Annotated in this window: 28 protein-coding genes; 16 read left to right on the top strand and 12 right to left on the bottom strand. The window is 68.4% G+C overall.

The genetic code is table 11. The features are described 5' to 3' along the window. Positions 1-215: 215 nt before the first annotated feature. From GNX95_RS28340 to GNX95_RS28325, 4 genes are read right to left on the bottom strand one after another with little or no spacing between them, the layout of a single operon-like run. On the bottom strand, positions 216-872 hold the full coding sequence (locus GNX95_RS28340) for an MOSC domain-containing protein (protein WP_163510683.1): 657 nt from the start codon (positions 870-872) through the stop codon (positions 216-218). Positions 873-881: 9 nt separating this feature from the next. Further along, a complete protein-coding gene (locus GNX95_RS28335; RefSeq protein ID WP_163510682.1) occupies positions 882-2,108 on the bottom strand; it encodes an MFS transporter in 1,227 nt (408 codons plus the stop codon). 19 nt (positions 2,109-2,127) lie between these two features. Continuing rightward, on the bottom strand, positions 2,128-3,168 hold the full coding sequence (locus GNX95_RS28330) for a questin oxidase family protein (RefSeq protein WP_222854007.1): 1,041 nt from the start codon (positions 3,166-3,168) through the stop codon (positions 2,128-2,130). A 12-nt stretch (positions 3,169-3,180) separates the two neighbouring features. Beyond that, complete coding sequence (locus GNX95_RS28325) at positions 3,181-3,801, bottom strand: DsbA family protein (RefSeq protein ID WP_163510681.1); 621 nt, start codon at positions 3,799-3,801, stop codon at positions 3,181-3,183. Positions 3,802-3,900: 99 nt separating this feature from the next. Between GNX95_RS28325 and pdxR the strand changes: the two genes are divergently transcribed. Beyond that, on the top strand, positions 3,901-5,325 hold the full coding sequence (pdxR, locus tag GNX95_RS28320) for a MocR-like pyridoxine biosynthesis transcription factor PdxR (RefSeq protein WP_163510680.1): 1,425 nt from the start codon (positions 3,901-3,903) through the stop codon (positions 5,323-5,325). A gap of 1 nt (position 5,326) precedes the next feature. Here the strand turns inward: pdxR and GNX95_RS28315 are convergent, their stop codons facing one another. Beyond that, positions 5,327-6,796: a 1,4-alpha-glucan branching protein domain-containing protein gene (locus GNX95_RS28315; RefSeq protein WP_163510679.1), complete on the bottom strand. Its 1,470-nt coding sequence runs from the start codon at positions 6,794-6,796 to the stop codon at positions 5,327-5,329. Next, positions 6,793-7,542 carry a class I SAM-dependent methyltransferase gene (locus GNX95_RS28310; RefSeq protein ID WP_163511983.1) on the bottom strand — a complete coding sequence of 250 codons (750 nt, stop codon included), beginning with the start codon at positions 7,540-7,542 and terminating at the stop codon, positions 6,793-6,795. Before GNX95_RS28310 ends, GNX95_RS28315 begins: the two co-directional genes overlap by 4 nt. A gap of 173 nt (positions 7,543-7,715) precedes the next feature. Here GNX95_RS28310 and GNX95_RS28305 point away from each other — a divergent pair, with 173 nt between their 5' ends. The 4 genes from GNX95_RS28305 to GNX95_RS44440 are packed head-to-tail and all read left to right on the top strand — an operon-like array spanning position 7,716 to position 11,593. Continuing rightward, a complete protein-coding gene (locus GNX95_RS28305; RefSeq protein WP_163510678.1) occupies positions 7,716-9,689 on the top strand; it encodes an acetate--CoA ligase family protein in 1,974 nt (657 codons plus the stop codon). After that, positions 9,686-10,831, top strand: a complete 1,146-nt coding sequence (locus tag GNX95_RS28300) for an acyl-CoA dehydrogenase family protein (protein ID WP_163510677.1) — start codon at positions 9,686-9,688, stop codon at positions 10,829-10,831. Before GNX95_RS28305 ends, GNX95_RS28300 begins: the two co-directional genes overlap by 4 nt. Then, positions 10,831-11,427, top strand: coding sequence for a TetR/AcrR family transcriptional regulator (locus GNX95_RS28295; protein ID WP_163510676.1), 597 nt, complete (start codon positions 10,831-10,833; stop codon positions 11,425-11,427). The genes GNX95_RS28300 and GNX95_RS28295 overlap by 1 nt, the downstream gene beginning before the upstream one ends. A gap of 19 nt (positions 11,428-11,446) precedes the next feature. Beyond that, positions 11,447-11,593, top strand: coding sequence for a helix-turn-helix domain-containing protein (locus GNX95_RS44440; protein WP_222854006.1), 147 nt, complete (start codon positions 11,447-11,449; stop codon positions 11,591-11,593). Here GNX95_RS44440 and GNX95_RS28285 read toward each other — a convergent pair. Continuing rightward, positions 11,562-12,206 carry a sulfotransferase family protein gene (locus GNX95_RS28285; RefSeq protein ID WP_163510675.1) on the bottom strand — a complete coding sequence of 215 codons (645 nt, stop codon included), beginning with the start codon at positions 12,204-12,206 and terminating at the stop codon, positions 11,562-11,564. The genes GNX95_RS44440 and GNX95_RS28285 overlap by 32 nt on opposite strands. Further along, positions 12,203-13,072: a sulfite exporter TauE/SafE family protein gene (locus tag GNX95_RS28280; RefSeq protein ID WP_163510674.1), complete on the bottom strand. Its 870-nt coding sequence runs from the start codon at positions 13,070-13,072 to the stop codon at positions 12,203-12,205. Before GNX95_RS28280 ends, GNX95_RS28285 begins: the two co-directional genes overlap by 4 nt. A 95-nt stretch (positions 13,073-13,167) precedes the next feature. Between GNX95_RS28280 and GNX95_RS28275 the strand changes: the two genes are divergently transcribed. From GNX95_RS28275 to GNX95_RS28260, 4 genes are all read left to right on the top strand, one after another. Then, a complete protein-coding gene (locus tag GNX95_RS28275; protein WP_163510673.1) occupies positions 13,168-13,737 on the top strand; it encodes a TetR/AcrR family transcriptional regulator in 570 nt (189 codons plus the stop codon). 169 nt (positions 13,738-13,906) lie between these two features. Next, the gene (locus tag GNX95_RS28270) at positions 13,907-14,686 is read left to right on the top strand and encodes an electron transfer flavoprotein subunit beta/FixA family protein (protein ID WP_163510672.1); all 780 of its coding nucleotides are present in this window, start codon (positions 13,907-13,909) and stop codon (positions 14,684-14,686) included. 32 nt (positions 14,687-14,718) lie between these two features. Continuing rightward, complete coding sequence (locus tag GNX95_RS28265; RefSeq protein WP_163510671.1) at positions 14,719-15,678, top strand: electron transfer flavoprotein subunit alpha/FixB family protein; 960 nt, start codon at positions 14,719-14,721, stop codon at positions 15,676-15,678. Between the two features lie 276 nt (positions 15,679-15,954). Beyond that, positions 15,955-17,109 (top strand): cysteine desulfurase family protein, encoded by a 1,155-nt coding sequence (locus GNX95_RS28260; RefSeq protein WP_187369716.1) that lies wholly within the window; start codon positions 15,955-15,957, stop codon positions 17,107-17,109. 20 nt (positions 17,110-17,129) lie between these two features. Here GNX95_RS28260 and GNX95_RS28255 read toward each other — a convergent pair whose 3' ends face one another. Both GNX95_RS28255 and GNX95_RS28250 read right to left on the bottom strand, forming a co-directional pair. Further along, positions 17,130-17,753, bottom strand: a complete 624-nt coding sequence (locus GNX95_RS28255) for a response regulator (protein ID WP_163510669.1) — start codon at positions 17,751-17,753, stop codon at positions 17,130-17,132. Further along, on the bottom strand, positions 17,750-18,871 hold the full coding sequence (locus tag GNX95_RS28250; protein ID WP_163510668.1) for a sensor histidine kinase: 1,122 nt from the start codon (positions 18,869-18,871) through the stop codon (positions 17,750-17,752). Before GNX95_RS28250 ends, GNX95_RS28255 begins: the two co-directional genes overlap by 4 nt. A 110-nt stretch (positions 18,872-18,981) precedes the next feature. Between GNX95_RS28250 and GNX95_RS28245 the strand changes: the two genes are divergently transcribed. From GNX95_RS28245 to GNX95_RS28225, 5 genes are all read left to right on the top strand, one after another. Next, positions 18,982-20,019: a hypothetical protein gene (locus GNX95_RS28245; RefSeq protein ID WP_163510667.1), complete on the top strand. Its 1,038-nt coding sequence runs from the start codon at positions 18,982-18,984 to the stop codon at positions 20,017-20,019. Positions 20,020-20,138: 119 nt separating this feature from the next. Continuing rightward, on the top strand, positions 20,139-21,083 hold the full coding sequence (locus GNX95_RS28240) for a tetratricopeptide repeat protein (RefSeq protein WP_163510666.1): 945 nt from the start codon (positions 20,139-20,141) through the stop codon (positions 21,081-21,083). Between the two features lie 10 nt (positions 21,084-21,093). Continuing rightward, entirely contained in the window at positions 21,094-21,666 is a 573-nt protein-coding gene (locus GNX95_RS28235; protein ID WP_163510665.1) for a cob(I)yrinic acid a,c-diamide adenosyltransferase, read from the top strand. An 86-nt stretch (positions 21,667-21,752) separates the two neighbouring features. Further along, positions 21,753-22,244, top strand: coding sequence for an excalibur calcium-binding domain-containing protein (locus tag GNX95_RS44435; RefSeq protein WP_425483921.1), 492 nt, complete (start codon positions 21,753-21,755; stop codon positions 22,242-22,244). Positions 22,245-22,291: 47 nt separating this feature from the next. Continuing rightward, positions 22,292-22,678, top strand: coding sequence for a VOC family protein (locus GNX95_RS28225; RefSeq protein WP_163510664.1), 387 nt, complete (start codon positions 22,292-22,294; stop codon positions 22,676-22,678). Between the two features lie 38 nt (positions 22,679-22,716). On the opposite strand, the gene GNX95_RS28220 is transcribed toward GNX95_RS28225, so the two are convergent. Both GNX95_RS28220 and GNX95_RS43465 read right to left on the bottom strand, forming a co-directional pair. Next, positions 22,717-23,031 (bottom strand): HNH endonuclease signature motif containing protein, encoded by a 315-nt coding sequence (locus GNX95_RS28220; protein ID WP_163510663.1) that lies wholly within the window; start codon positions 23,029-23,031, stop codon positions 22,717-22,719. Beyond that, entirely contained in the window at positions 22,977-23,972 is a 996-nt protein-coding gene (locus GNX95_RS43465) for a DUF222 domain-containing protein (RefSeq protein WP_163510662.1), read from the bottom strand. The genes GNX95_RS28220 and GNX95_RS43465 overlap by 55 nt, the downstream gene beginning before the upstream one ends. Before the next feature lie 251 nt (positions 23,973-24,223). Here GNX95_RS43465 and GNX95_RS28210 point away from each other — a divergent pair, with 251 nt between their 5' ends. Both GNX95_RS28210 and GNX95_RS28205 read left to right on the top strand, forming a co-directional pair. Beyond that, entirely contained in the window at positions 24,224-25,276 is a 1,053-nt protein-coding gene (locus GNX95_RS28210; protein WP_222854005.1) for a sensor histidine kinase, read from the top strand. Continuing rightward, a complete protein-coding gene (locus GNX95_RS28205) occupies positions 25,239-25,949 on the top strand; it encodes a response regulator (RefSeq protein ID WP_163510661.1) in 711 nt (236 codons plus the stop codon). The genes GNX95_RS28210 and GNX95_RS28205 overlap by 38 nt, the downstream gene beginning before the upstream one ends. Positions 25,950-25,999 lie beyond the last annotated feature (50 nt).

The following is a 25,999-nucleotide window of genomic DNA, read 5'->3' as shown; positions in this document are numbered from 1 at the left end:
GCCGCACCGCCAGACGACGTTTGGATCTCGACTCTCATCCACGTGGGACTCCGAAACAGACCCTAGAGGTGAGCTGGCACACAGTTAGCAGGCTAAACCTTTCTGTGCGCGAGTTTGCCGCTGAGCGGGAAATCCTCGGTGGCCGCATCGCGCCGGCGACCGAATTTGGTGACGTACAAGCGGTAGGACGGCTGGCCACATCCGGTCAGTGGAGTTCAGTTGGCGCCGCTGATCCGCCGGGTGGCTCGCTCTCGCACTTCTTCGAGCAGGTCATCGGCCTCGAGCAGTCGGGGCAACAGATCCGGTTCCAGCGTCACGGCCCGGAAAACCAAGCCTATCGTGACGTCATGGTCGGGTCGGTGGATGACCGATATCGGGTCGCCCAGGCGAATGTCGCCCGGCGTGACCACGCGCAAATAGGCGCCGGGGACGCCACGGCGCATGAAGTCGCCGAGCCAACCGGTGCGCCGCATCCAGACTGCGAACGTCGCGCACGGAATTCGTGGCGCGGTCACCTGCAGCACGACCTGGTCGCCGACCTGCCAGCGTTCGCCGACCAGCGCGCCGGTGACGTCGAGACCGGACGTGGTCAGGTTTTCGCCGAAAAAGCCGTTACGCAGGTCTTCGCCGAGCTCGTTTTGCCAAGCGTCCAGGTCTTCTCGCGCGTACGCGTAAACGGCTTGGTCGTCGCCGCCGTGGTTGGCCACGTCGACAATGGTGTCGCCGACCAGGCCGCTGCCGAGACCGCCGCGTTTCGGCCCCGGCGCCCGGACCCGCACCGCGTCGACCGGCCGCTTGTCGATGCCGCTGGAGCCGGACTTCACCGTGACCGCCGTCCGGCGACCGACATTCAATGACAGCAAGACGGGCATGACCTCAAGTTAGGCGCCGACGCGTACGGCCTCAACCGAATTCGCCGCGCGCCGCCGAGCCCACCGTACGGCCGGCACCATGCCGGCTCCGGCGCCGAGAAACAGCAACCCAAGCACGATCCAGCCCGGTGTTCCCCAGCCGATGATGAGCGTGGTGAGCACGAGCGGGCCGGCCATTCGCGCGATCGCCGTGCCGGTGCCGAAAAATCCCTGATACTGACCCTGCTTGCCGGCCGGCGCCAGGTCGAAGCTGATCTCCCACGAGCCGGCACCGAGCATCATCTCGCCGACAACCTGCAGGATCGCGCCAGCCAGCAGCACGATTCCGGCCAGCCAGGCCGAGGAACCGGCGCCGGAGAAGGCGAAAACCGCGCAGGCGGCGAGCATCGCCACGCCGGCGAGCCGGACCAGCCGCGCGGCCGAGTCCAGGCTGGTCACCCGCTTTGCCACGCGCACCTGGAAAAGGACGACGCTGAGCGTGTTGAGCACCAACAACGCGGACACCATCCAATGCGGTGCGGCCGTACGCTGCACCAGCCACAGCGGGATCACCAGGCTCAGCAACGGCATATAGAACAACATGACCGTGTTGAGCAGCGTGATCAGCGCGTACGGCTTGTCGCGCAACACGGCCAAAGCCGGCTCGCCGGCCGGTGCGGCCGGTGTCGGCGGCACGGTCGGCAGCCGCAGCAACATCAGCGCCGACAACAGAAAGCTCGCCGCGTCGACGGCGAAGACGGCAAGGAACGCCGGTCGCGTGTCGATCGCGAGTGCCAGGCCACCGATCGCGGCGCCGACCGCCAGGCCGGCGTTGACCGTCGACTGCAGATACGCACGCACCTCGGTGCGCTTTCCCCTGTCCACCAAGCCCGCCAGCAGCGCCTGGCGGGCCGCGCCGAGGCCGCACTGGCAGATGGAGTAGAGACAGGCGGCCAGCATGAACGGCAGGAAGGACCGTACGACAAGGAAAGAGGCGACCGCGACACCGGTCGCCACGGCCAGCAGCACAGCCACGCCACGTGGTCCGCGCCGGTCGGCCAGATGTCCCAGCGGCACGCCGAGAACCGATCCGACGGCCCAGCCGAGCGTCAGGCCGAGCCCGACCTCGGTCGGCGAGAGACCGATGAAAAGCGTGAAATACAGCGCCGAGGAGACGTAATAGGCGCCGTCGCCGATGGAGTTTGTCAGCTGTGCCTGAGCAAGCTGGCGCGGCGGACCGGCCGGCGGGATGATCACGTGAGCTCGCTGTCGTACGTCATGATTCTCCTTGTGGGATCAGCAAACCGACGCGTGCTGCCGCGGCGAGCGAGGCTGGATCGCCGTTGTGCCTGAAGGCATCGACGGCGGTGTCGGCGAACTTGATGACGTGTTCGTCTCCGTGGTCGACCGCGTAGGCGAGCGTGTCTTCGACACTTCTCGCGGCCGGCAGGTCATCGGCCGGTTGCGGCGGCGCGTACGACGCCGTGATTGCCGCGCTGGTGGACCACACCGCGGCCAGGCTCGGTGTCCAGAGCTCGCGCGGAAGAGCCGGCAGCGTGTGCAGCACGGCATTCGGCGCGGTGGCGGTGTGGACGAGCAGCACCGGACTGCCGTGTCCGTAGGAAAGATAGCCGGCGGTGGCCGCCGCGACGAGGTCGGCCAGCACTTTCGCCGCCTCGTCGGGACCGGCCGGCGCGCGCAACGAGGCCAGGGCCTGACCCCAACTCGGCAGGGATTCCAGCTGGCCAAAGCGATCCGCGATCCGGCCGGCCTGTGACGGCACGCGCGGGATCGCGTCGAACGCCTCTGCCGCCGGCAGTTTTCCGGCTGGTGCGGTCGATCCCGGCACGTGCTGCATGCGCGCGGCCCAGAAAGCCAGGCCATGCGCCAATTCCGTCACCGCCGCCGCGTCCTGATCACCGGCCAGCAACGCGCGTACGGCATGGCTCACCCGGATCACACCGTGCGTCGCACCGGCGGCGATTCCCGGCAGCAGCCGTGGCCACCACTGCGCCAGCGCGTCCCGCCACGGCCGTTCGGCAAGCTGGCGCTGGAAAAACGCCGTCCAGTCGGCGATCCGCCGGCCGTCTCCCATGGCCTCGCGCCAGTTGCCGGCGGTGATCGGATCGCCGGCCGCCGGCATGTCGTCGAGCCGGCGCAGATACGCGTCGACCCAGCGGTGCACGCGGTCGGCGCGGCCGCGCCGGACCAGCACCTCGACGGCCATCGGACCGTGGTTGGTGAGCCGGTCCTCGCCCCATTCCGGGCCGGCGTGATGCAGCCGGCCGTACGCCTCGTTCAGCGTCTCACTGTCCACTGTGGACCTTTCTCAGTCGAAGCTGAGCGGGCCGCTGCGGCTGCGCTTCAGCTCGTAGAAACCAGGAGTGCCGGTGACCAGCACGACGCCGTCCCACAGCCGGCCGGCCGCCTCGCCGCGCGGGATCGGCGAGATCACCGGACCGAAAAACGCGTTCGGTTTGCCGTCCGGCCCGGGCAGGTGGATGGTCGGCGTGCCGAGATCGGCGCCGACCGGGTCCAGACCGGCGTGATGGCTGGCCAGCAACGCTTCCTCGTGTTCGACGCTGTCGGCCGCGTCGGCGAGGTCGGTCGGCAGCCCGAGCTCGGTCAACGTGTCGACGTACAGGTCGCGGCCGATTTTCGCCTTCTCGTGGTGGATCCGCCTGCCGATCGCGTTGTAGAAGTCACGCAAGGTGGCATTTCCGAACTTCTGTTCGACGGCGATCGCCACCCGCACCGGTCCGCGGGTGTCCTTGAGCCATTCCGCATACCATTCCTCCAGGCCCTCGCGGCCGTCGTTGAGGACGTTGAGGCTCATCACGCGAAAACGGACCGTCACGTCGCGCACCTTCTCGACCTCCAGCAGCCAGCGGGAGGTGATCCAGGCGAAGGGACATTTGGGGTCGAACCACATGTCCGCGGTGGTCGTCATCGAGGTCTCCTCAGGTCGTTCCGTGTTCACCATGGACACTAAGGAGTAGATTGGCCAGCGAGAAGGGCCAATTCCGCGGAATCTGATTGGGTCAATCGGATGGACTTCCACGTCAGCCTGGCCGGTCGTGGCGACCTCGCCGCGCGGATCTACCGGCAGCTGCACGACGCGATCCTGGACGGCCGGCTGCGGCCGGGCGAGCGGTTGCCGTCGGCGCGCGAGCTGGCGGCGCGGCTGGAGGTCTCGCGCAACACCGTGGCGGCCGCGTACGAACGGCTGACCGCGGAGGGATTCCTGGTCGGCAAGGTCGGCGCCGGCACGTACGTGCAGGCGGATGCGCTTGGTCCGGCCAAAAAACGGCAGGCTCCCGGCGGCGGCTCGGTCCAGCCACGGCCGTTGTGGCGCGGACTGGCCGCGCGCACGCCGACCGCGGCCGGTCCGTACGACTTCCGGGTCGGCATGCCGGATCCGCGGCTGTTTCCGTTGGAAAGCTGGCGCCGGCTGGTCGCCCGCGAATTGCGGCCGGGGTTGCTGCTCGCGCGGCAATACGCCGATCCGTCCGGATATGAGCCGCTGCGCACCGCGATCGCCAGGCACGTCGGCGTTTCCCGGTCCGTACGCGCCGATGCCGATGACGTCGTGGTGACCAACGGCGCGCAGCAGGCCGTCGACCTGGCCGCGAGAGTGCTGGTCGAGCCAGGTGGCTGCGTCGCCGTCGAGGAACCCGGATATCCGCCCGTACGCATGCTTTTCCGGTCGCTCGGCGCACGGATCGTGAGTGTGCCGGTCGACGCGGAGGGGATCGACGTGACGGCCATCCCGAAATCCGCGCGGCTGGTTTACACGACTCCGTCGCACCAGTTTCCGCTCGGCATCACCATGTCGTTGCGGCGCCGCGCGGCGTTGCTCGACTGGGCGCAGCGCAACGACGCCGTCATCATCGAGGACGACTACGACAGCGAGTTCCGGTTTTCCGACCGGCCGCTGGAACCACTGCAGAGCATCGACCGGTTTGGCCGGGTCGTCTACGTCGGATCGTTCTCCAAGACGCTGATTCCGATGCTGCGGCTCGGGTTCCTGGTCGCGCCGGCCTCGCTGCAGCCGGCGCTGCGGATGGCGCGGCAACTGTCCGACTGGCACGCCGAGCTGAGCACACAGGCGGCGCTCGCGCGGTTCGTCGACGACGGCCTGCTGGCGCGCCACATTCGCCGCGCGACTCGCGCGTACGCCGTTCGCTATGAGCTGGTCCTCGATGCCTTGCAAGGACAACTGGCGCGTTGGCTGCGGATCGTCCCGTCGGTTTCCGGCCTGCACGTCTGCGCGACCGTGCGTCCGGAGGCACACGTCGACATTCCCGATGTGATCACACGTGCGGCCAAACGCGGCATCGCGTTGGAGTCGTTGGCCGGTTATTGTTCGGAAGAGCCGGCGGTCGACGGACTCGTGCTCGGATACGGCGGCATCGACGCCGAGCTGATTCCTCCTGCGCTGCGGCAGCTGGCCGCGGTTTTCCGTGGAGAATAGGTCACAGTTGGCGCGCGTCGAGGTGGCCGAACAGCCCGTCGACCGTGCGCAGTTCGCCGGCCAGTGCCTCGGCGGTCTCCCGGCCGCCGCCGTAAAGCAGGTCTGCCAGCCGGTGGACGTTTTCCGAGTGTCTTGCCGCGCGCCGCCGAGCATAGTGCGCGGCCGAGTCTTTCGTGACCATGAAGGCCCAGTCGCTCGACAACGCCAGCATCGCCTCGCGCGCCAACTGATCCAGCACCGGATCGCGACGAGCGCTTCGGAAATCGTCCACAGTGGACAACAGCCGATCGGCGACCTTTGCGTTACCGGCGACCAGATCGGCGACCTGCTCGCCGTCCCAGACCCGCCAGTCCTTGCCGGATCCCCACGACGAGGCCGGAATCTCGCGCGCCGCACCGACGTGTCCGGCCTCGACCGCGCCGCGCAGCGTCGTGACGCGTACGCCGGCCTCCGGCAGCCGGCGCAGGACCGCCTCCAGCCAGGCCGGGCCTTCGTGCCACCAGTGACCGAAAAGCTCGGTGTCGTAGGCCGCGACCACCAGGCATTCGCGGCCGTGCTGGTCGGCCAGGCCAAGCAGGCGATCGCGTACGCGCGTCACGAAGTCGTCGGCGTCGACCGACGCCTGCGCGAAAGCGGCCGCCGGATCCCATGGCTTCTTCTGTTCCGGCGGCACGTGTTTGCCGGTCACCCGCGCCGGCCGGAAACCGGAGGCGTGGTCGAAGGTGTGAAAGTCGCGGTATGGCGCGGCGCCGGGATAGCCGGCTTTCGGTGACCACACGCGATAAGTGACCTCAAGATCGCGGGCGAACGCGACCACGTCCGATCCGGCCACCGGATAGGCGGTGTGCGTCTGGCCGCGTACGGCCGGACCGTCGACCAGAAACCGCGAGACTCCGGCGTCCACATAGGACTGTTCGAGCCCGGGCCGGAATCCACACTCCGGAGCCCAGATGCCGGCCGGTGCGGCACCGAACCGCAGCCGCGCGTCGGCCAGACCGACGGACAAGGCGAAACGCTGCAGCCGCGACGGCAGCAGTGGCTGGAACGGATGCATGGCCGGACCGCCGAGCAGTTCCACCGGCAGTTGGGAAAAAACCGGCGACCCGCCGGTCGCCCAGCGATTTTCGAAGTCCGCCAGCGAAGCCGAGGCGGCCCGCCACTCGTACGTTGCCAGGTCGGGAAAATCCGGCCGGCCGGCCAGCTCGGCGGCGCGCAGCTGCCAGTTGGCGATCCAGGTGTGCAGCTGTCGCAAGGTGTACGGGTCGTCCAGCATCGCGGCGACGGTCGGCGTTATGCCGAGGGTGAGCGTGTCCGGACGGTCGAGTTGTTCGATGACCCGTACGACCCGTTGCCACGACGCGGTGAACGCCTGATAGATCCACTCCTCACCGACCGGCCACGTGCCGGCGTGCGGCAGCCACGGCAGATGTGTGTGCAGCACCAGGCAAAACGTGCCGACCGGCCGGGTCACGTCTTCACCGCGACGGCGAACAGGTCGAGGCTCGCGTCGATGTCGGCCTCGGTGACCACGAAATCGTTCGCTCGTACGGCCGTGACGGCGCGCCGCAGCTCCGGATGCCAGGTCGCCGGCGGACCGGACAGCTGCGCGGTGACGAACCCGCCGAAATGCCGGTCGGCGCGGCGCAACCGCCGGCCGTGGTGCACGCCGAACATCCGTGACACGCGGAAATGCGGCTCCAGCAGCTCGGCCAGCTCGGCGGCGGAAAGTTCGCGAGTGTGGAAGGGATTGAGCGGCGTGTCCAGGCCGGGGGAGAAGGTCAGCCGGTTGGGCGTGGACATCAGCAGAATGCCGGCCGGTCGCAAGACTCGCGCGCACTCGGCGACGAACTCCGGTTGGTTCCACAGATGTTCGATGGTCTGCAGGCTGACGACCGCGTCGACGGCCGCGGACCGCACCGGCAGCGCCGCGAGATTGCCGCGCATCGCCGGCACGGCCGGATATTTGCGGCTCGCGTGGCCGATCGCCGCCTGGTCGTAGTCCAACGCGAACACGCGCCGCGCGGCCTGGCTCAGCACGGCGGCGCCGTATCCCTCGCCGGCTCCGGCTTCCAGCACGTCCGCGCCGCGCAGCCAGCGTCGCGCGTGCAGATAGGCGATCTCGTGGCGGCGGAACCAGTAGTTCTCGTGCGCGATGCCCGGCACCGTACGCTCGCCGGTCAGCGGAAGCGTCGCCCCTTGAGCTGTGGAAATGCTGATCGGCCCGCCTCCTTCGCGCTCGTCGGTCCCAGCGTACGACGCCGACGTGCCGGACCGGTCACGCAGGGTCCCGCGCGCCGAACACCGGCGACATCCGGTCGGTGTTGACAAGTGGCTATCCGCTGGTCACCATCGTTCCGGTAGTTGACTCGCCAATCAGTTATTGGAGCCGGATGAGCGATCTGACGGTGTTTCGCGACCCCGCCTCGGTGGCCGTGGTCGGGGCATCCGCCGACCCGGCGAAATGGGGACACTGGCTGGCTGCCGGCGCGCTCAAAGGCGCGCACCGGCGGCGCGTCGATCTCGTCAACCGCGGCGGCGCGACGATTTTCGGCCGGGCGTCTGTGCGTCGCCTCAGCGATCTCAATGCGGTGCCAGAGCTGGTCGCCTTGTGCGTTCCCGATATCGAGGACGTCGTCGAGGAGGCATTGCGGCTCGGCGTACGCGGATTCGTCGGCATCACGGCGGGTGTGGCCGGCGAGGCGGGGCTGGTCGACCGGATCCGCGCGGCCGGCGCACGGATCGTCGGACCGAACAGCCTCGGCCTCTACGACGCCGACTCCGCACTGCAGCTGGCGTGGGGAAACTTCACGCCTGGACCGCTCGCGATCGTCTCGCAGAGTGGCCAGCTCGGGTCGGAGATCGCCGCGCTGGCGGCCCGGCACGGCCTCGGTGTCTCACGGTTCGTCTCGGTCGGCAGCCAGGCCGACGTGACCGCGACCGAGCTGCTCGCTGACCTCGCCGGACACCGCGGCACCAGGATCGTCGCGCTCTACCTGGAAAGTTTCACCGGCGGCGAGCTTTTGTTGGATACCTTGGCGACGCTTGACAAACCGGTGATGTTGCTGACGGTCGGCGCCAGCGCCGCGAGCAGCCGGTTGGCCAGGTCACACACCGGCGCGTTGACCTCGTCGATGGATGTGGTGGACGCGGCCTGCCGAGCGGCTGGCGTGCTGCGAGTGCGTACGCCGGCGCAGCTCGTCACGGTCGCAAGAGCTTGTCTCGCGACGAAAAGACCGGCAGGTCGGCGCGTCGCAATCATCGCGGACAGCGGTGGTCAGGCCGGCATCGCGGCGGATCTCGCGGCGGATCGGCTGGCGATTCCGCCACTGCCAAGGCAAACGCGGGAGTCGCTGCGGCTTCCGGCCGGCGCGGCGACCGCCAATCCGATCGACCTGGCCGGTGCCGGTGAGCGTGACCTCGGCACGTACGCGGACACCGTCGAGCGTGCGTTGTCCAATGTGGACGCGGCGATTCTCACTGGCTATTTCGGATCCTACGGCACCGACACGCAGACGCTGGCCGAGCGCGAGTCCGACGAGGCGAGGCGGCTCGGAAAGGTCGTGCGCAACAGCGGAAAACCGGTCATCGTGCACTCCATGACCGCTGACAGCGCGACTGCGGCAGAACTCTGGAACGTCGGCGTCCCGACCTATCCGACCATCGAGGAAGCCGTCGACGCGTTGGCCGGCCTGGCGGCCTTCCAACCGACGAAACCAGCGCCAAAAGCCACCGCAAGGCGCGCGGAAATCGGCCCTGGGTATTGGAGAGCGCGGCAGTTCCTCAGCGGTGTCCGATTTCCGAGGGCCCGGCTGATCCGATCCGAACGCGACCTCCAGACGGTCGCCGGTCTGGCGCCGCCGTACGTGCTGAAAGCCGGCTGGCTCGACCACAAGACCGAGGTTGGCGGAGTCAGGACCAACCTCGACACGGTTTTCGAAGCGTACGCGCAAATGCGTGAGCGGCTGGGGCCTGGCGATTACCTGGTCGAGGAGCAGGACACGCGCGAGGATGTCGTGGAAATGCTGATCGGCATGCGACGCGACCCGGATTTCGGCCCGGTGGCGGTGATCGGCGCCGGCGGCGCGGCGGCGGAGATGCATCGTGACACGGCCGTCGAGCTTGCGCCGGTCACCGTCGACACGGCGATGCAGATGATCGGTCGGCTCAGAATCGCCGCGCTGCTGCGTGGTTGGCGCGGGCGGCCGGCCAAGGACGTGGCGGCGCTGGCAGGACTCGTGGCCGACCTGTCGCGTCTTTTCCAGGCGTACGAGAACCTCGCGGAGCTCGAACTGAATCCGGTACGCGTCGGCGTCGACGGTGTGCTCGCCGTCGACGCGCTGCTCGTGCCGAAAGGAGAGGCATGACCGTCCAAGCGTGGCCGTTGACCGACGAACAGCGACAGATCGTCGAGCTGTGCAGGGATTTCGCCGTACGCGAGATCCGGCCACGCGCTCGCGAGGTGGACGAGGCGGATGTCGTGACGCCGATGGACATCTTCCGGAAGGCGGCCGAGGTCGGCATCACCGACTTCATGTTGCCGGTCGAGTACGGTGGCGGTGGCCTGACCGATGTCTTCACGCAGTGCCTCGTCCAGGAGGAGTTGTGCTGGGGCGACCCCGGCATCGGAAACCTGGTGTGTTCCAACGGGTTCTTCGCCGATCCGATCCTGGTGCTCGGCACCGAGGACCAGAGGAAGCGGTGGCTGACGCCGCTCGCCGGCAGGGACGCGCCGATGACCGCACTCGCCACCACCGAGCCCGAGGCCGGCTCGGACGCCGCGTCGATCGTCACAACGGCCACCCGCGTGGACGGCGGATATCTGATCAACGGCCAGAAAGCCTGGATCTCCAACGCCGGAGCGGCCGAGTTCTATGTCGTCTTCGCGAAAACCGACCGCACCCAGCGGTCGCGCGGCGTGAGCGCCTTTGTCATGCGCAAAGACGGGCTCCGGTTCGGTGAGCCGATGCGCAAGATGGGTCAGCGCGCGATCGTCTGCCGGGAGATCTTCTTCGACGACGTGTTCGTGCCGGAGAGCGACCGGCTCGGTGACGAAGGCCAGGGTTTCCGCGGTTTGATGGGGACGTTCGACATCTCGCGGGTCATCCTGGGCGCGGCGGCTGTCGGCGCCGCTCGTGCGGCGTACGAGTTCGCCCTGGAATATGCCAGAACACGCAAGCAGTTCGGCGTGCCGATCATCGAGCACCAGGCGGTTGCCTTCCGGTTGGCCGACATGGCAACGAAAATCGAGGCGGCGAGGCTGCTGGTGCAGCACGCGGCGCGTACGATCGACGCCGGACACACCGCGACCGGACTGGCCGCGATGGCCAAGCTGACCGCCTCCGAGACCGCGATGTTCGTCACCTGGGCCGCGGTGCAGACGCTCGGCGGCTGGGGCTATTCGCGCGAGTTTCCGGTCGAGCAGTGGATGCGCGACGTGAAACTGGAGGAGATCGAGGAAGGCACGTCCGACATCATGCGCCTGGTCATCTCCCGTAACCTGGCCTGATGCCGCGTCCCAACGTCGAGGCCGAGCGCCGCAAGCAGATCCTGGAGGCGGCCTGCGCGGTGATCGCGAAGGCCGGCCTGCAGCAGCTGCGCGTGTCGGACGTGGCGGCGGAAGCCGGCGTCAGCTCCGGGACGATCCACTATTACTTCGACAGCAAGAAAGATCTCGTCGCGGCCGCTTTCGAATACAACTTCGCCGCGTCTGTGCGCCGCCGGCGGTGGCTGCGCGAGTCCACAGTGGACCCGTTGCGGCGACTGCACGACATCGTCGAGTCCTATTTGCCGACGACGCGGAAATCCCTGCAGGCGTGGCGAGTCTGGGCCGAGCTGTGGGCCGAAGGCGCGCGCGATCCGGCGCTGCAGAAGGTCAACGACGAGTTGTACGGCCAGTGGCGCGAGGTCGTACGCGATGCGATCGAGGCGGCTCAGCACACCGGCGTCGCGCGGCCAGGCGATCCGACGCGGCTGGCCAACATGCTGGTGGCGATGATGGACGGCCTGGCCGTACAAGTGCTGCTGCGCTCGAAAAACATGCAGGTCGCGACCATGCGCGCGACCTGCCGCGCGTTCGTCGACGACCACCTCGCTCTCCATTGACACTGCCGGCGGGGGTGTCGTGCTCGGGGTGATCCTGCCGTCGCTGCGCGCCGTGCGGGCCGCGGCCAAGGCCATCCGTTTCGCGAGGCTCGCGGCGATCTGCGCGGCGCTGGACTGTCAGCCGGCCGACCTGCTCACTTCTGAGCCTGCTCGGCGAACTGGCTGACCGTCTGGACGAAGCTGGCCGAGTCGTTCAGGTGCGGATACGGCTCGTCCGGCACCGGGACGCCGAGAAACTCGCACAGCGGTCCCCAGCCCTGCTTCACCTCGTAGACCAGCAACTGATCGGCGGGCACCTCGGCGCGTACGTCGGCGTTGTGCCGCTGGTAGATCTCGATCAGATGGTCTTTGTCCCTGCTGGCGCCGAAAACCTTGTCGAACATCGTCTCCGGCAGCCGCCGCCGGTCGGCCATCTCCGGATCCCGCTTCGCGATGTCCCCCATCTTCGCGAAAAGCTCCGGATTGAGCACGGTGGTGATCATGCTCTGATACCACTTGTCCGCGTCGCGTACGCTCAGCAACACCTTCGCGTCCGGATTGGCGGCGAGCAGCTCGCGCCAGAAGAAGCAGCCAGGAGCGTCGGTGGTCGACTGATATCCGGCCAAAAGCTCGGCCAGGTCGTACGGCCGGCCGCTGATCGCGTCGACCCAGCCGGCCGCGTGACCGGGGTTTTCCATCACCTCGCGCATGTGATAGCACGGACCGAAACCGAGCTGGTTGAGCACCGCCTGCTGAGTTGACGTGCCGGTGCGCGGAAAACCGGCGCCGATGACCTTCATACCAGGTCCCTTTCCTTTGTCGGGGTGGATTTCCAGGCCAGTACGAGCCAGCCGACGGCGCCTCCGGTCGCCACCACGGCAACCGCCACCGTGACCAACGCCGGCGCGCCGAGCAGGCTGAGGCCGCTGGACAGCAGGACCACGGCCAGCGCGGCCCGGATGATGCGACTCGGTGCGCGCGAGGAGAGCAACGCGCCGGCGATCGCGCCGGGAATCGCGCCGACCAGCAACGCGAAGACCATCGCGAACTGCACCTGTCCGAACAACAGGTGGCCGAGCGCCGCGGACGCGATCAGCGGCAGCGCCTGCGCGAGGTCGGTGCCGACCAGCCGGCCGGCGGACAGTCCCGGATACATCAGCAGGAGCGTGACCATCACCAGCGATCCGGAGCCGACCGAGGTCATGCCGACCACGAATCCGACGACCGCGCCGACGATCGCCAGTCGTACGGCCGAAATCTCCGGCTCGGTATCCAGCTGCGGACCACGGCGCAGATCGAGATACATCCGTACGACCGTCGAGGCCACCGCGACCAGCAGCGTGGCGCCGAGCGCCAGCTTCAGCACCTGCTCGATGCCGGCCGAGCCGAGCAGGCCGTCCACGACCGCACCGGCGAACGCCGCCGGCACCGAGCCGGCACACAGCCAGCCGGCGATCCGCCACCGGATGGTGTGCCGCGGCAGGTGGACGGCGACCGCGACCGGCTTCATGAACACGCCGGTGACCAGGTCGGTCGACACCGCGGCCAGCGGCGGGACGCCGAAGATGAGGGTCAGGATCGGCGTCATCAATGCGCCTCCGCCGGTCCCGGTCAGGCCGACCAACAGGCCGGTGACCAGCCCCGCGACGGCCAGCGGCCAGTCCACGCCGGACTCCTCTCGATAGGGTCAACGCGCGTTGACCTCGAGCGTAGCTCGGTCCCAGAGGTAATATCAACGCCTGTTGACACAGAAAGGACGCGATGGACGAAACGCGCAGGTCGGACCGTACGCGCGCGGCCATCCTGACCGCGGCGAGAGCCGAGTTCGCCAAGAGTGGCTTCCAGAGTGCGACCGTACGCACCATCGCCGCCGACGCCGGTGTGGACCCGGCGCTGGTGATCCGCTATTTCGGCTCCAAGGAACAGCTTTTCCAGGCCGCGCTGGACATCCGGCTGGAGCTGCCGGACCTGACCGCGGTGCCGGCCGACCGGCTCGGCGAGCAGGTCATCCGGCATTTCGCCGGCAAGTGGGAGGACGAGACCTTCCGTGAGGCGTCGATCTTCCTGTTCCGTACGGCCATGACCAACGAGATCGCCGCCGAGCGGATGCGTGCGGTCTTTCGCGAGCAGGTCATCCCACACGTGGCCTCGCTGCTGGCCGACCCGGCCGAGGCCGAGCAGCGCGCCGCCGCCGTGATGACGCAGCTGCTCGGCCTCGGCGCGTGCCGCTACGTCATCGGCGTACCGCCGCTGGTCGAGCTGGAGATCGACACGCTGGCCGCGCGGTTCGGCCCCACCATCCAGCGCTATCTCACCGCCGAGCTCGGCTGAGCGGGCCGGTTCTGGTGAGATGAGCCATACTTCGCACAGGTGTCCGGCAAGCTACTGGTAAGTAACATATGGAGGTGTCGGATTCAACAGTCGTTCGACGTTGACCCCGGCCCACCGAACCGGAAGCGTTTCGCTTCACAGAACAGAGCGTCGGGAGGTCGAGCCAGCAGTGAACATCGTGGTACTCGTCAAGCAGGTGCCTGACTCGGGCCTGGAGCGCAACCTTCGACAAGACGACAAGACCGTCGACCGCGACGCCGGCAACCTGGTGATCGGTGAGCTGGACGAGTACGCGATCGAGGAGGCGCTGAAGCTCAAGGAGGCGCACGGCGGCGAGGTCACCGTGCTGACCGTCGGACCCGAGCAGGCCACCGAGACGATCCGCAAGGCGCTGTCGATGGGGCCGGACAAGGCCGTACACGTCAGCGACCCGGCGATCCACGGCTCGGACAGCGTCGCGACCTCGGCGATCATCGCGGCCGCGCTGGGCAAGCTGGAGTATGACCTGGTCATCGCCGGCGCAGAGTCGACCGACGGCCAGACCGGCGCGCTGCCGGCGATGCTGGCCGAGCGGCTCGGCATCGCGCAGCTGACCGGCGCGCGCAAGCTCGCCGTCGACGGCGACAAGCTGACCGTCGAGCGGCAGACCGACGACGGCTATGAGGTCGTCGAGGCCAGCACGCCGGCGATCGTCAGCGTGTGGGACACCATCAACGAGCCGCGCTATCCGTCCTTCAAGGGGATCATGCAGGCCAAGAAGAAGCCGGTCGAGACGCTGTCGCTGTCCGACCTCGGCATCTCCGCCGACCAGGTCGGCCTGTCCAGCGCCTGGTCGGAGGTCCTGGAGTTCTCCGGCCGGCCGCCCAAGGGCGCCGGCGTGAAGGTGCCGGACGAGGGCGATGGCGGCAGCAAGCTCGTCGAGTTCCTCGCCAGCCAGAAGATCGTCTGATCGTACGCACCAGATAGGAAGGGTCCACTGATATGGCAGAGGTCCTCGTCGTAGTCGAGCACTCCGGTGGTGCGGCGAAGAAGATCACCTCCGAGCTGCTGACCGCGGCTCGTACGCTTGGCGAGCCGTCGGCCGTCGTGTTCGGCGCGGCCGGCGACGCAGACAAGCTGAAGGACACGCTCGCCGAGTTTGGCGCGCAGAAGATCTACGACGTGTCGTCGGCGGACGTCACCGACTATCTCGTCGCGCCGAAGGCGGACGTGCTGGCGCAGCTGGTCGGCCAGGCCAGTCCGGCCGCCGTACTGCTCGCCTCCAGCACCGACGGCAAGGAGATCGCCGGCAGGTTGGCGGTCAAGATCGAGAGCGGTTTTCTCACCGGTGCCACCGAAGTCGCCGCCGACGGCACGGCCACGCAGGTCGTCTTCGCCGGCGCGGTGATCGTGAAGTCGAAGGTGCGCAAGGGCACGCCGATCATCACCATCGCCACCAACGCGGTCACCGCGGAGCCGGCGCCGGCCACCCCGTCGGTCGAGGCCGTCGACGCCACCGTCTCGGACGCGTCGAAGAAGGCCAAGATCGTCGACCGCGTGTCGGAGAAGAAGAGCAGCCGCCCTGAGCTGACCGAGGCGTCGATCGTCGTGTCCGGCGGTCGCGGTGTCGGCAGCGCGGAGAACTTCGCGCTCATCGAGGGGCTGGCCGACTCGCTCGGCGCCGCCGTCGGCGCGTCGCGCGCGGCCACCGACTCCGGCTTCTATCCGCACCAGTTCCAGGTCGGCCAGACCGGCAAGACGGTCTCGCCCAACCTGTACGTCGCGGTCGGCATCTCCGGTGCCATCCAGCACCGCGCCGGCATGCAGACCTCCAAGACGATCGTCGCCATCAACAAGGACGAGGAGGCGCCGATCTTCGAGCTCGCCGACTTCGGTGTGGTCGGCGACCTGTTCAAGGTCGTGCCGCAGGCGACCGAGGAGATCAACGCCCGCAAGGGCTGACACGCGTACGCGAGGGTGACGTTTTGACGGCGACCGCCAAAACGTCACCTCCGTCGTGTGTTCGAGCCACCGGTGCGTCGGTATTCCTGAAAGCACTTCGCGGCCAGAAACGCCGCGGGCCATGGAATCGGCGCACGTACGAACGCGTCGGCGGGACCGCCTCGTGGAGTGTGGGGGATGGTCACCTGACCCTTGGCGGTAATCCGCATGCCAGTAAGAGCAATACTTTCCTACTCTTACCTGGCGCCGGCCAGGCCAGCGCCTAGGCTTGAGCATGTGACGTATCTGGATCATGCGGCCACCACGCCGATGCTGCCGGAGGCGCGGGACGCGCTCATGGAGGCGCTGGGCGAGGTCGGCAACCCGTCGTCGCTGCACGCGGCGGGGCGGCGGGCGCGGCGTGCGGTGGAGGAGGCTCGCGAGCGGATCGCCGCGGCGATCGGCTGCCGGCCGAGCGAGCTGATCTTCACCAGCGGCGGTACGGAAAGCGACAACCTCGCCGTCAAAGGCCTTTACTGGGCCCGAAATGCGCAGGATCCGGCCAAAAAACGCGTACTGACCAGCACGATCGAGCACCACGCCGTGCTGGAGGCGGTCGAGTGGCTTGGCGAGCACGAGGCGGCGGACGCGGAGTTTCTCGACGTCGACGAGTACGGCCGCGTCACCGCCGACACGCTCGGGAAGGCGCTCGCCGACCGCGCCGGCGAGGTCGCGGTGATCAGCGTGCAGTGGGCCAACAACGAGGTCGGTACGGTCCAGCCGATCGCCGAGCTGAGCGAGCTGGCGCGCCGGCACGGCATTCCGTTCCACACCGACGCGGTGCAGGCGATCGCGCAGGTCGCGGTCGACACCACCGCGGTCGACGCGCTCACGCTGACCGGCCACAAGCTGGGCGGACCGGTCGGCGTCGGCGCGCTGGTGCTCGGCCGCGAGGTGCCGTGTATGCCGGTCCAGCACGGCGGCGGCCAGGAGCGGGACGTACGCTCGGGCACGCTGGACGCCGCCGGCATCGTGAGTTTTTCGGTCGCTGTCGAGGCCTCGGTCAAGTCGCAGGCGGAGCGTACGCAGCGAGTGCGCGCGCTCCGCGACGACCTGATCGCGCGCGTACGGTCACTGGTGCCGGACGCGATCCTCAACGGCCATCCGACCGAGCGGCTGCCCGGCAACGCGCACTTTTCCTTTCCTGGCTGCGAAGGCGACGCGTTGCTGATGTTGCTCGACGCCGCCGGCATTCAGTGCTCGACCGGCTCGGCCTGCTCGGCCGGCGTCGCCGAGCCGTCGCACGTGCTGGTCGCGATGGGGGCCGACAACGCGCGCGCTCGTTCGTCGCTGCGTTTTTCGCTTGGCCACACGTCATCGGAGGCCGACATCGACGCTTTGGCGGCCGCGTTGCCGGACGCGGTCGCGCGCGCTCGCCGCGCCGCGAGCTAGGGTCTGTTTCGAAACAGGCCCTAACGCGCCACGTGGCCGGTTTCCCAGGCCCAGGCGGCAATCCCGACCCGGTTGCCGACGCCGAGCTTGCGCTGGATGTGCGCGAGGTGCGTTTTCACCGTGCCCGCGGTGACATACAGCTCGGCGCCGATCTCGGCGTTCGTGCGGCCGGCGGCGACCAGCGCGACGATGTCGAGCTCGCGGTCGGTCAGCGGAGCGGGCTCGTGCCGCGGCGGTGACAGTTCTTTCAGCAACCGTACGGTAATCGCCGGGCTGATCAGCGCATCGCCTTTCACCGCCGCGCGTACGGCCTCGGCGAGCAGCGCGGCTCCGGAGTGTTTGAGCAGGAAACCGCTGGCGCCATAACGCAAAGCGCGGTGGACGTATGCGTCCAGGTCGTACGTCGTCACCACCACGACCCGCGTCGAACCACTCAGCTGCCTGGTCAGTTCGAGGCCGTCCATCCGCGGCATCCGGATGTCGGCGATCACGACGTCCGGCTTGAGCTCACGTGCCAGCTCCAGCGCCTCGACGCCGTCGGCGGCCTGCCCCACGACGGAGATGTCGGACTCGGCGTTGAGGATCGTCCGGAAACCGAAGCGCACCTGCTCCTGGTCGTCGGCCACCAGCACCCGGATCGTCATCCTGGCTCCGCCGGCATCGCGGCGCGTACGCGCCAACTGTCGCCGTGCGCTCCGGCGGAAAACTCTCCACCCAGCGCTTCGACACGTTCGCGCAAGGCGACCAGTCCGGTGCCGTCGCGGCGGCCGGGCAACGTCGACGAGTTGTGCACCTCGACGACAATGTCGTTTTGTTCCAAGGAAATCGAGACCGACACGGACGCGTCGGCCCGAGCGTGCCGGCGTACGTTGGTCAACGCCTCCACGACCACCCGGTAAGCCGCCGTACTCGTCTCCCGGCCGGCTTTTTCCGCGAGACCAACCGGAATGTCGACGGTGACCGGTCCGCGCGCCGCTCGCTGGAAACGTGCCACCAGCTCCGGCAGGTCGTCGATGCCAGGTGTCGCGGTGGCCGGTGGCCCGGTCGCGTCGAGCTCGCGCAACATCCGGATCGTACGGTCCATCGAGGCCAGCGCTCGGCTGCCGTCGGCCTCGATGCGGTCGAGCGCCTCGCCGGCGCTCTTCGCGTCCGTACGCAGCAAAACTCGCGCGGCCTGCGCCTGCACGACCATCGCGCTGACGTCGTGCGCCACGAAATCGTGCAGATCGCTGGCCAGGCGTACGCGCTGCGCGTGCCGTGCGTCGCGGATCGCGGCGTCCCGGCGAGAATCCAGCCATCGCAGGTAAACGCCGGCGGCGACGGCGACAACACCGGTGAGCGACCAGAAACCGGCCAGCATGATCGGTTCCCACCAGGTCCGCGGCGACACCGCGGTGACCGGAAAAGCGAGCGCGCTTTCGGCCAGGATGACCAGAACGCCGGTCGCGACGGCCCAACGCGCCGGTGCGGACCGGCAGGCCAACACCGCGAAAACCATCAGCACGGCGGTGTGCAGCAACGGCCACGGGCCGCCGCCGGGCGTCCACGGCGAGGTCAGCGCCCACGTCGCTGTCGTGACCAACGAGACGGCGGCGACGGCCACCGGCCAGAACGGCGCGCGGAGCCAGCCGGCCGCGGCCGCGCCGAGCATGACCAGCGCCACGGCGGCCGGCCACACCAACAACGGATGTGGCACCGGCCGCACGGCCGCGGCGGCCGCCAGCGTGAGGACCACGACGGCCGCCGCGACGAAGGTTCGCACGGTCCGACTGTAACCGCGCCGACGGGCGTACGCGTCTGCCAAACGGCAGATAGCCAACGCCCACGCCGGTCGCCGACGCTCGGATCGACAACCACACGAAAGGAAACGTGATGCGATTTCTCGCGTCGTGGCCGAAGTGGACGGCGTGCGCCGCATTGGCCTCATCGTTGGCATATCTCGGGCTCGGCATCTTCTGGACGGCCGGTGGCGGCGGGTTTCCGTTCGGCGCCACCGCGGACGCGCCGGAGACCCTGTTGAAGGCGGCCACCGGGCCGACCGCCGGCCCGTGGATCGCCGCTGTCGGTCTGGTCGGCGCGGCCGCGGCGATGGCGATGATCTGCCGGATCCGCTCGCTGCGCTGGCCGGTCATCGGTTGCGGCCTGCTGCTGGCGCTCACGCTCACCCTGGTGCTGCCGGAGGACCGCGCGATCAAATACCTGCCGCCGCTGGGGCTGTTCGCGTTCCTCCGGCCGCCGGACTGGCCGACCGTCCACCACCTCATCCTGATCCTGGTCGGATTCCTGTGGCTGGCCGCGACCGTCGCGTACTGGCGCGCGATGCGGAACGCCTGCGAGAGCTGCGGCCGCACCGGCGACTCGCGGTGGGAACGATGGTGGTTGCGATGGGGCCGCGTCATCACGTACGTGGCGATCGCGAGTCCGTGGGTCTACGCGTCGGAGCGGTTGGCGTGGGCCGCCGGCATTCCGCTGGGCGTGACACCGGAGTTTCTCCGTCACATCAACGCGGCGAACCCCGGCAACGGCACCACGATCATGGAGCTGGTGCTCGCCGGTTTCGCGATCAGCGGTTCGGTGCTGACCGCCGGCCTGATCCGTCCGTGGGGGGTGAATTTCTTCGGCTGGCGGGTGCCACGTGCCTTTCCGATCGTCTTCGGCGGACTCGTCTCGGTGAGCCTGACGGCCTTCGGCGTGGCGCTCCTTCGCGAGGTCCCGGCGTTTTTCGCCGGCGGCATGATGTTCTACGGGTTCCAGACCAACGTCCTGTTCGAGCTGCCGGCGCTTTCGCTGCCGGTCTGGGGGATCGCGCTCGGCGGCGCGGTCTACGCGTACCACATCCGCACGCGGCCGCAATGCCGCAGAGCCTGCGTGGCTGCCAGCGAGGAGTCCCCGCACCCGGTGTCGCTGTGAACACGGTCGGTGATCATCTCGTACGATCAATCACGCTCGGTAAGGCTCGTTGGCCCTGGTCGGTGGGCGTACGGCTGACCGTTGGAACACCGAGCCGGTGACAGTGGAAGAATTGCACTATGACTCGTCCTGATCCTCGACAGGCCGCGGCGATGTCGGCGGCCTTCTCGCGAGCGGTTGACCTGTCCGCGCTCGCCAGCCCGGCACCGGCGGACAACGGTGCCAAGACCGCGGCGCCGGACGCCGGCCGGCACCGCGCGGAGCCACAGGATGGCCCGGTCACCGTCATCGACGCGACCGAGGCGACGTTCCAGGCCGAGGTGATCGAGCGGTCGATGACGACGCCGGTCGTCATCGACTTCTGGGCCGACTGGTGCCAACCCTGCAAGAAGCTGTCGCCGACGCTGGAGAAACTGGCCGCCGAAGGTGGTGGCTCGTGGGTCCTGGTGAAGGTCGACGTCGACAGCAACCAGCGGCTGGCGCAGGCGCTGCAGATCCAGAGCATCCCGACGGTGATGGCGGTGATCCGCGGCCAGCTGATGGAGGGTTTCCAGGGGGCCATCGGCGAGGCGCAGGCCCGGCAGTTCATCCAGGCCGTGCTGCAGGCCGGCGGCGTCGACGCGGCACAGGCCGGCGCCGCCGGACCGGCCGTCGACCCACGGCTGGAGGCCGCCGACGAGGCGATGAGCGCCGGTGACCTGAGTGGCGCGAAGGCGTTGTACGAGCAGCTGCTGGCCGAGACGCCGAAGGATCCGCTGGCCAGGTCGGGTCTCGCGCAGGTCGATCTGCTGGAGCGGATCGACGGCCTCGACCTGGCCGACGCGATCGCCAAGGCGGACGCATCGCCGACCGACGTGGCCGCGCAGACAGCCGCCGCCGACGCCGAGCTGGTGCAGGGACAGGCCGAGCAGGCCTTCGCGCGGCTGATCGCGACGATCCGTAAGGTCGCCGGCGACGAACGCGACGCGGCGCGTATGCACCTGCTGAAGCTCTTCGAGGTCGCCGCGCCGGACGACCCCGCGGTGGTCAAGGCCCGCCGCGACCTCGCGAGCGCGCTCTTCTAGAGGAGATCTCATGGCTGACGTTGTCCTGAGCCGCATCTACACGCGGGTCGGTGACTCCGGCACGACCGCGCTCGGCGACGGCAGCCGCGTGCCGAAGACGTCCGTACGCCTTTCCGCCTACGCGGACACCGACGAGGCCAACGCCGCGATCGGTGTCACGTTGTCGCTCGGAAACCCGTCCGACGACGTACGTGCGGTGCTCGTCGAGGCACAAAACGACCTCTTCGACGTCGGCGCCGACCTGTGTGTGCCGATCGTCGACGGCGACACGCGGCTGCGGGTCACCGAGGCGTACGTGACCAGGCTGGAAGGCCACTGCGACGCGTTCAACGACGCCCTGCCGACGTTGCGGTCGTTCCTCCTGCCAGGCGGCTCGCCGGCCGGCGCGCTGCTGCACGCCGCGCGTACCGTCACCCGCCGCGCCGAGCGGTCGGTGTGGGCGCTGCTGGAGGCCGAGCCGGACACGACCAACCCGCTTACCGGCGCGTACCTGAACCGGTTGTCCGACCTGCTGTTCATCCTCGCGCGTACGGCCAACCTCGAGGTGGGGGACGTGTTGTGGCAACCGGGTAAGAAGGGTTAGGCCCTTCTACCCTAGGCCCGCGGCTTTCCGGCTCGACAGTGCGAAAAGCGGGTCCGGACGGCTGAGCGCCGCCGCACTCTGGCGGCATGGACAGAAAAACGCGGAACGTACTCATCGGCGTCGGGTCCGCGGTCGCCGGCCTGGTGTTGCTCTGTTGCTGCGGCGGATTGCTGGTCAGGGTTTTCGGCAACCCCGAGGCCGCGCCGGAGCCGACGCCGTCGGCCGTACCGTCCTCCGCGCCGCCATCGCCAACCGAGTCGCCGTCGCCATCGCCGTCACCTTCGCCGTCGTCGGAACCGCCTCAGCCGCCGCCGACGACGGCTTTTACCAATGACGACAACGGATCCAGCTCCAGTGGCGGATCCAGCTCCAGTGGCGGATCCAGCTCCAGTGGCGGATCCAGCTCTGGCGGTGGCTCCAGCTCGTCCAGCGGCTCGAGTTCGGGTGATGACGGCGGCTCGGTCTACTACGCCAACTGCAGCGAGGTCCGCGCCGCCGGGAAGGCGCCACTGTACGCGGGCCAACCCGGCTATCGCGCCGGCCTCGACCGCGACCACGACGGCATCGCCTGCGAATGACCGCCGTGGTCGGTGTGAGGTCTAGGCTGGACGCGGGAGGTGCGATCATGGCCGTACAGCTCAACCACACCATCGTCCTGTCAAAGGACAAGCGCGCGTCGGCCACGTTCATGGCCGAGATCCTCGGCCTGCCGGAGCCGGGATCGTTCGGTCCGTTCGTGACGGTCCAGCCGAGCAACGACGTGACCCTCGACTTTATGGACACCGACGAGGAAATCCGTGGCCAGCACTACGCTTTCCTGGTCAGCGAGGCGGAGTTCGACGAGATCTTCGGCCGGATCAAGGAGCGCGGCCTGGACTACTGGGCCGATCCGGGTCACGGCACGCCAGGTGAGATCAACACGCGAGACGGCGGCCGCGGTGTCTACTGGGACGATCCCAACGGCCACGCGCTGGAGATCCTGACGCGGCCGTACGGCAGCGGGTCCAGCTAGCCCGGTGATGGTGGTTTGTTTGGGGCCACCTGTTCGGTTCAGTTGAACAGGTGGTAGGTATTTCGTAGCGGCTTTTGCTTGAAGTCCACGTACTGCGGTGGAATGAATTCCGGTACGCCGTCGACGATCTGGACTTGCCAGTCGCCGTGGTGGATCTGTCGGTGGTGAAATTCGCACAGCAGCACGCAATTGTCGATGGAGGTTTCACCTCCGTCGGCCCAGTGCCGCACGTGGTGAGCCCGCGTCCAGCGTACGGGTCGGGTGCAGCCGATCATCGCGCAGCCGCGGTCACGCGCGATCAACGCCTTACGCAGTTCATCGGTGACCAGCCGTTCGGTGCGGCCGACGTCCAAGGCTTCGCTTGGGTGCCGAGCACGAGCGGGGTGATGTCGCAGTCGCACGCGAGCCTTCTGGCGGCTTCGGGGCTGATGACGGTGTTTTCGTACGCGCGGACTTGGCCGAGCTTGTCCTTGAGCATGTCCCAGGACAAGGTGATGGTCAGGTGGGGACGCTCGCGGCCCTGGATCGGCAGCTTCTCACTGTCGGCGATCAGGTTCAGCGCGTCGGCCAACGCGTCGCCGTTGCGTTCGGCGGTTGAGCGGCGGTCTTTGGTTTTGCCTTTGTCGTCGGTGCGTGGCTTGGCCAGCGGCGAGAGGATTTCCTGCATCAGGCTGCCGGTCTCGGCATCGAAACTGCCGCGGAAGGCGAGCCGGCCGTCGGTGCCGGTGCGCAAATACGGCTCGCGGCGTGGCGTGGCGTTTTCTTCTTCGGAGGGCTGTGTTCCGTCGGGGTCGAGGTGGCCGTGGACGCGGTTGCCGAGCTGGTGCAACTCACGCGCACGCAACTGCGACGCCGCGTCGACCAACGTTTTCTCGGCGAACCGCCGCTCCTGGATACCGATCCGACGCGGCAACTTGGTAATAATCGTGCGGATCGCGTCCAACTGCGAGTCGGTCAACTCACCGCGGCGCATGGCATCACCGGCGTATTCCAACTGCGGCGCCAACTTCTCACCGGTGGCCAACGCGCGGCTGCCGCAGAATGTCCGTGCGCGCTGCACGCACCGGCTGGCCTCGGTGGGGGAGAACTTCAGGAAATCCTCCAGGAATGCGGCAGTATCAGCGTGACCGAACTTCGACGCGATGTTCTGATCATCAGCGGCTTTCACCACCGCCAGAAGTGCGGCTTTGGCCGCACGCACCGCCTGCTCCGCGTGCCGCGACGCGGCCGCGAACTCCTCCTTACCCGACAGCAACGACGGATCACCCGCCGGCTGAAGAGGAGGAGTTGACATGCCATTAATGATACCTCATCAACCGACAAGGCCATGCCACCGGCTCCGCCGTTTTCTGTTGTCTTCCACCGTAAATCGCATCGCGCATTGGACTGCAATAGTCACTACTATTACGAGGTCGACCATCAACGAGTGGCTATCACTTTGAAACAGACCTTCAGCATGAAGCACCTGGCTAGGTCGCGAGAGTGAGCGACGGTTCACTCGTACGCGGGACGCGCGCCGCGCCATCGACGCGGCATAATGCGAGAGTGTGGCGAATGATCGACGGCCTGCTGACCGTCCTCGCGGTCGGTGCGGCGCTCTATCCGGTCCTCCATGGTCCACTGTGGACGGTGCCGGCGGCGCTGCTGGCTTCGGTGCCGGTTTTCTGGCACCGCCGCGCACCGGTACGGCTCGGCATCCTCGTCGGTGTTGCCACGATCGTGCTCGCGGTGGCGCATGTGCCGCCGCTGGTGCCGCTCGGCGGACTCGTGTTCCTCTATACGATAGCGGCCGACGGCGAGCCGCTGGCGCGCTGGCTCGGAGTCGCAGGCGCGGGGATCGGCGTCGCGATTTCCGTTGTGGTGCCGGGAGAAGACTTCACGGTGGCGCAGTATCTCGGCGCCGCGTACGTCGCCGCGTACGCGCTGGGGATCGGTGTCCGCGCGCGGCGGCTGCAGACGGAGGCGACGGCGGAGCGAGAACGCCGGTTGAAACAGGCGGAGGCCGCCGCGGTCGACCGTGAGCGAACGCGGATCGCACGTGATCTGCACGATATCGTCACGCATTCGCTCGGCATCATGGTGGTGCAGGCCGAGGCCGGTGGCCTCGCCGTACGTGCGGATCCGCCGCGTGCCGAGGAAACCTTCGCGACCATCGCCGACACCGGGCGCTCGGCGATCGCGCAGCTGCGGCGCTCGCTCGGCGTGCTTCGGTCCGGCGCCGACCGGCAGCCGCCGCCGGGCATCGCCGCGATCGGTGACCTGGTGGCCGGAGTGCACGGTGTCGAGGCGACTTTGGCCGTGGCCGGCGAATCCCGGCCGGTGCCAGGTGACGTGGACGTGGCCGCCTACCGGATCGTCCAGGAGGCGCTGACCAACGTCGTACGGCACGCGCCGGGCAGCCGCGTCGAAGTCAGCCTGCGCTGGTCTGTCGACCAGCTGTCCGTCGAGATCACCGACAACGGTGCGAAAGCCGGTCCGACCACACCGGGCTTCGGCTTGGTCGGCATGCGCGAGCGCGTACTCGCGTGCGGTGGCACGCTGCGCGCCGGTCCGCGCGCCGATGGCTTTGCGGTCGCGGCGACGCTGCCGATCGGGTAGGAATTTCCCCGTGCTGCGCGTACTCGTGGTCGACGACCAGGACCTGTTCCGTGGCGGTTTCGCCATGATTCTCAACGCTCAACCCGACATCGAGGTGGTCGGCGAGGCGGCCGACGGTGCCGAGGCCGTACGCGCCGCGATCTCGCTGCGCCCGGACGTCGTCCTGATGGACATCCGGATGCCAAATCTGGACGGCGTCGCGGCCACCGCGCAGATCTGCGACCGTACGGACGCGAAAGTGCTCGCGCTGACGATGTTCGACCTGGACGAATATGTTTACGACGCATTGCGTGCCGGCGCGAGCGGCTTTCTGTTGAAAGACATCCGCCGTGACGACCTGGTCGCGGCCGTACGCGTCGTGGCCGCCGGCGAGTCGTTGCTGGCGCCGACCGTGACACGGCGGCTGATCTCCGACCTGGTCCGGCGCGGACAGCCGGTGCCGCGGCTGGCGGCCAAGCTTTCCGGTCTCACCGAACGAGAATCGGCGACGCTGCAGCTGGTCGCGCGCGGTCTGTCCAACGCCGAGATCGCCGCCGAGCTGACGCTGAGCGAACACACGGTCAAGACGCATGTCAGCAACCTGCTCAGCAAGCTCGACCTGCGCGACCGCGTGCAGGCTGTCGTTTTCGCGTACGAGTCGGGCCTCGTGGTGGCCGGTCAGTCGTCCGAGTGAGCCGCGGTTGGCTCGCGCCGGCGATCCGCGGACCGGTGTTTTGCCGGCAC

The organism is Fodinicola acaciae, assembly GCF_010993745.1.
Taxonomy (GTDB): Bacteria; Actinomycetota; Actinomycetes; order Mycobacteriales; family HKI-0501; genus Fodinicola; species Fodinicola acaciae.
The sequence above is the reverse complement of the archived record's forward strand: the minus strand, read 5'-3'. Positions and strand labels throughout refer to the sequence as shown.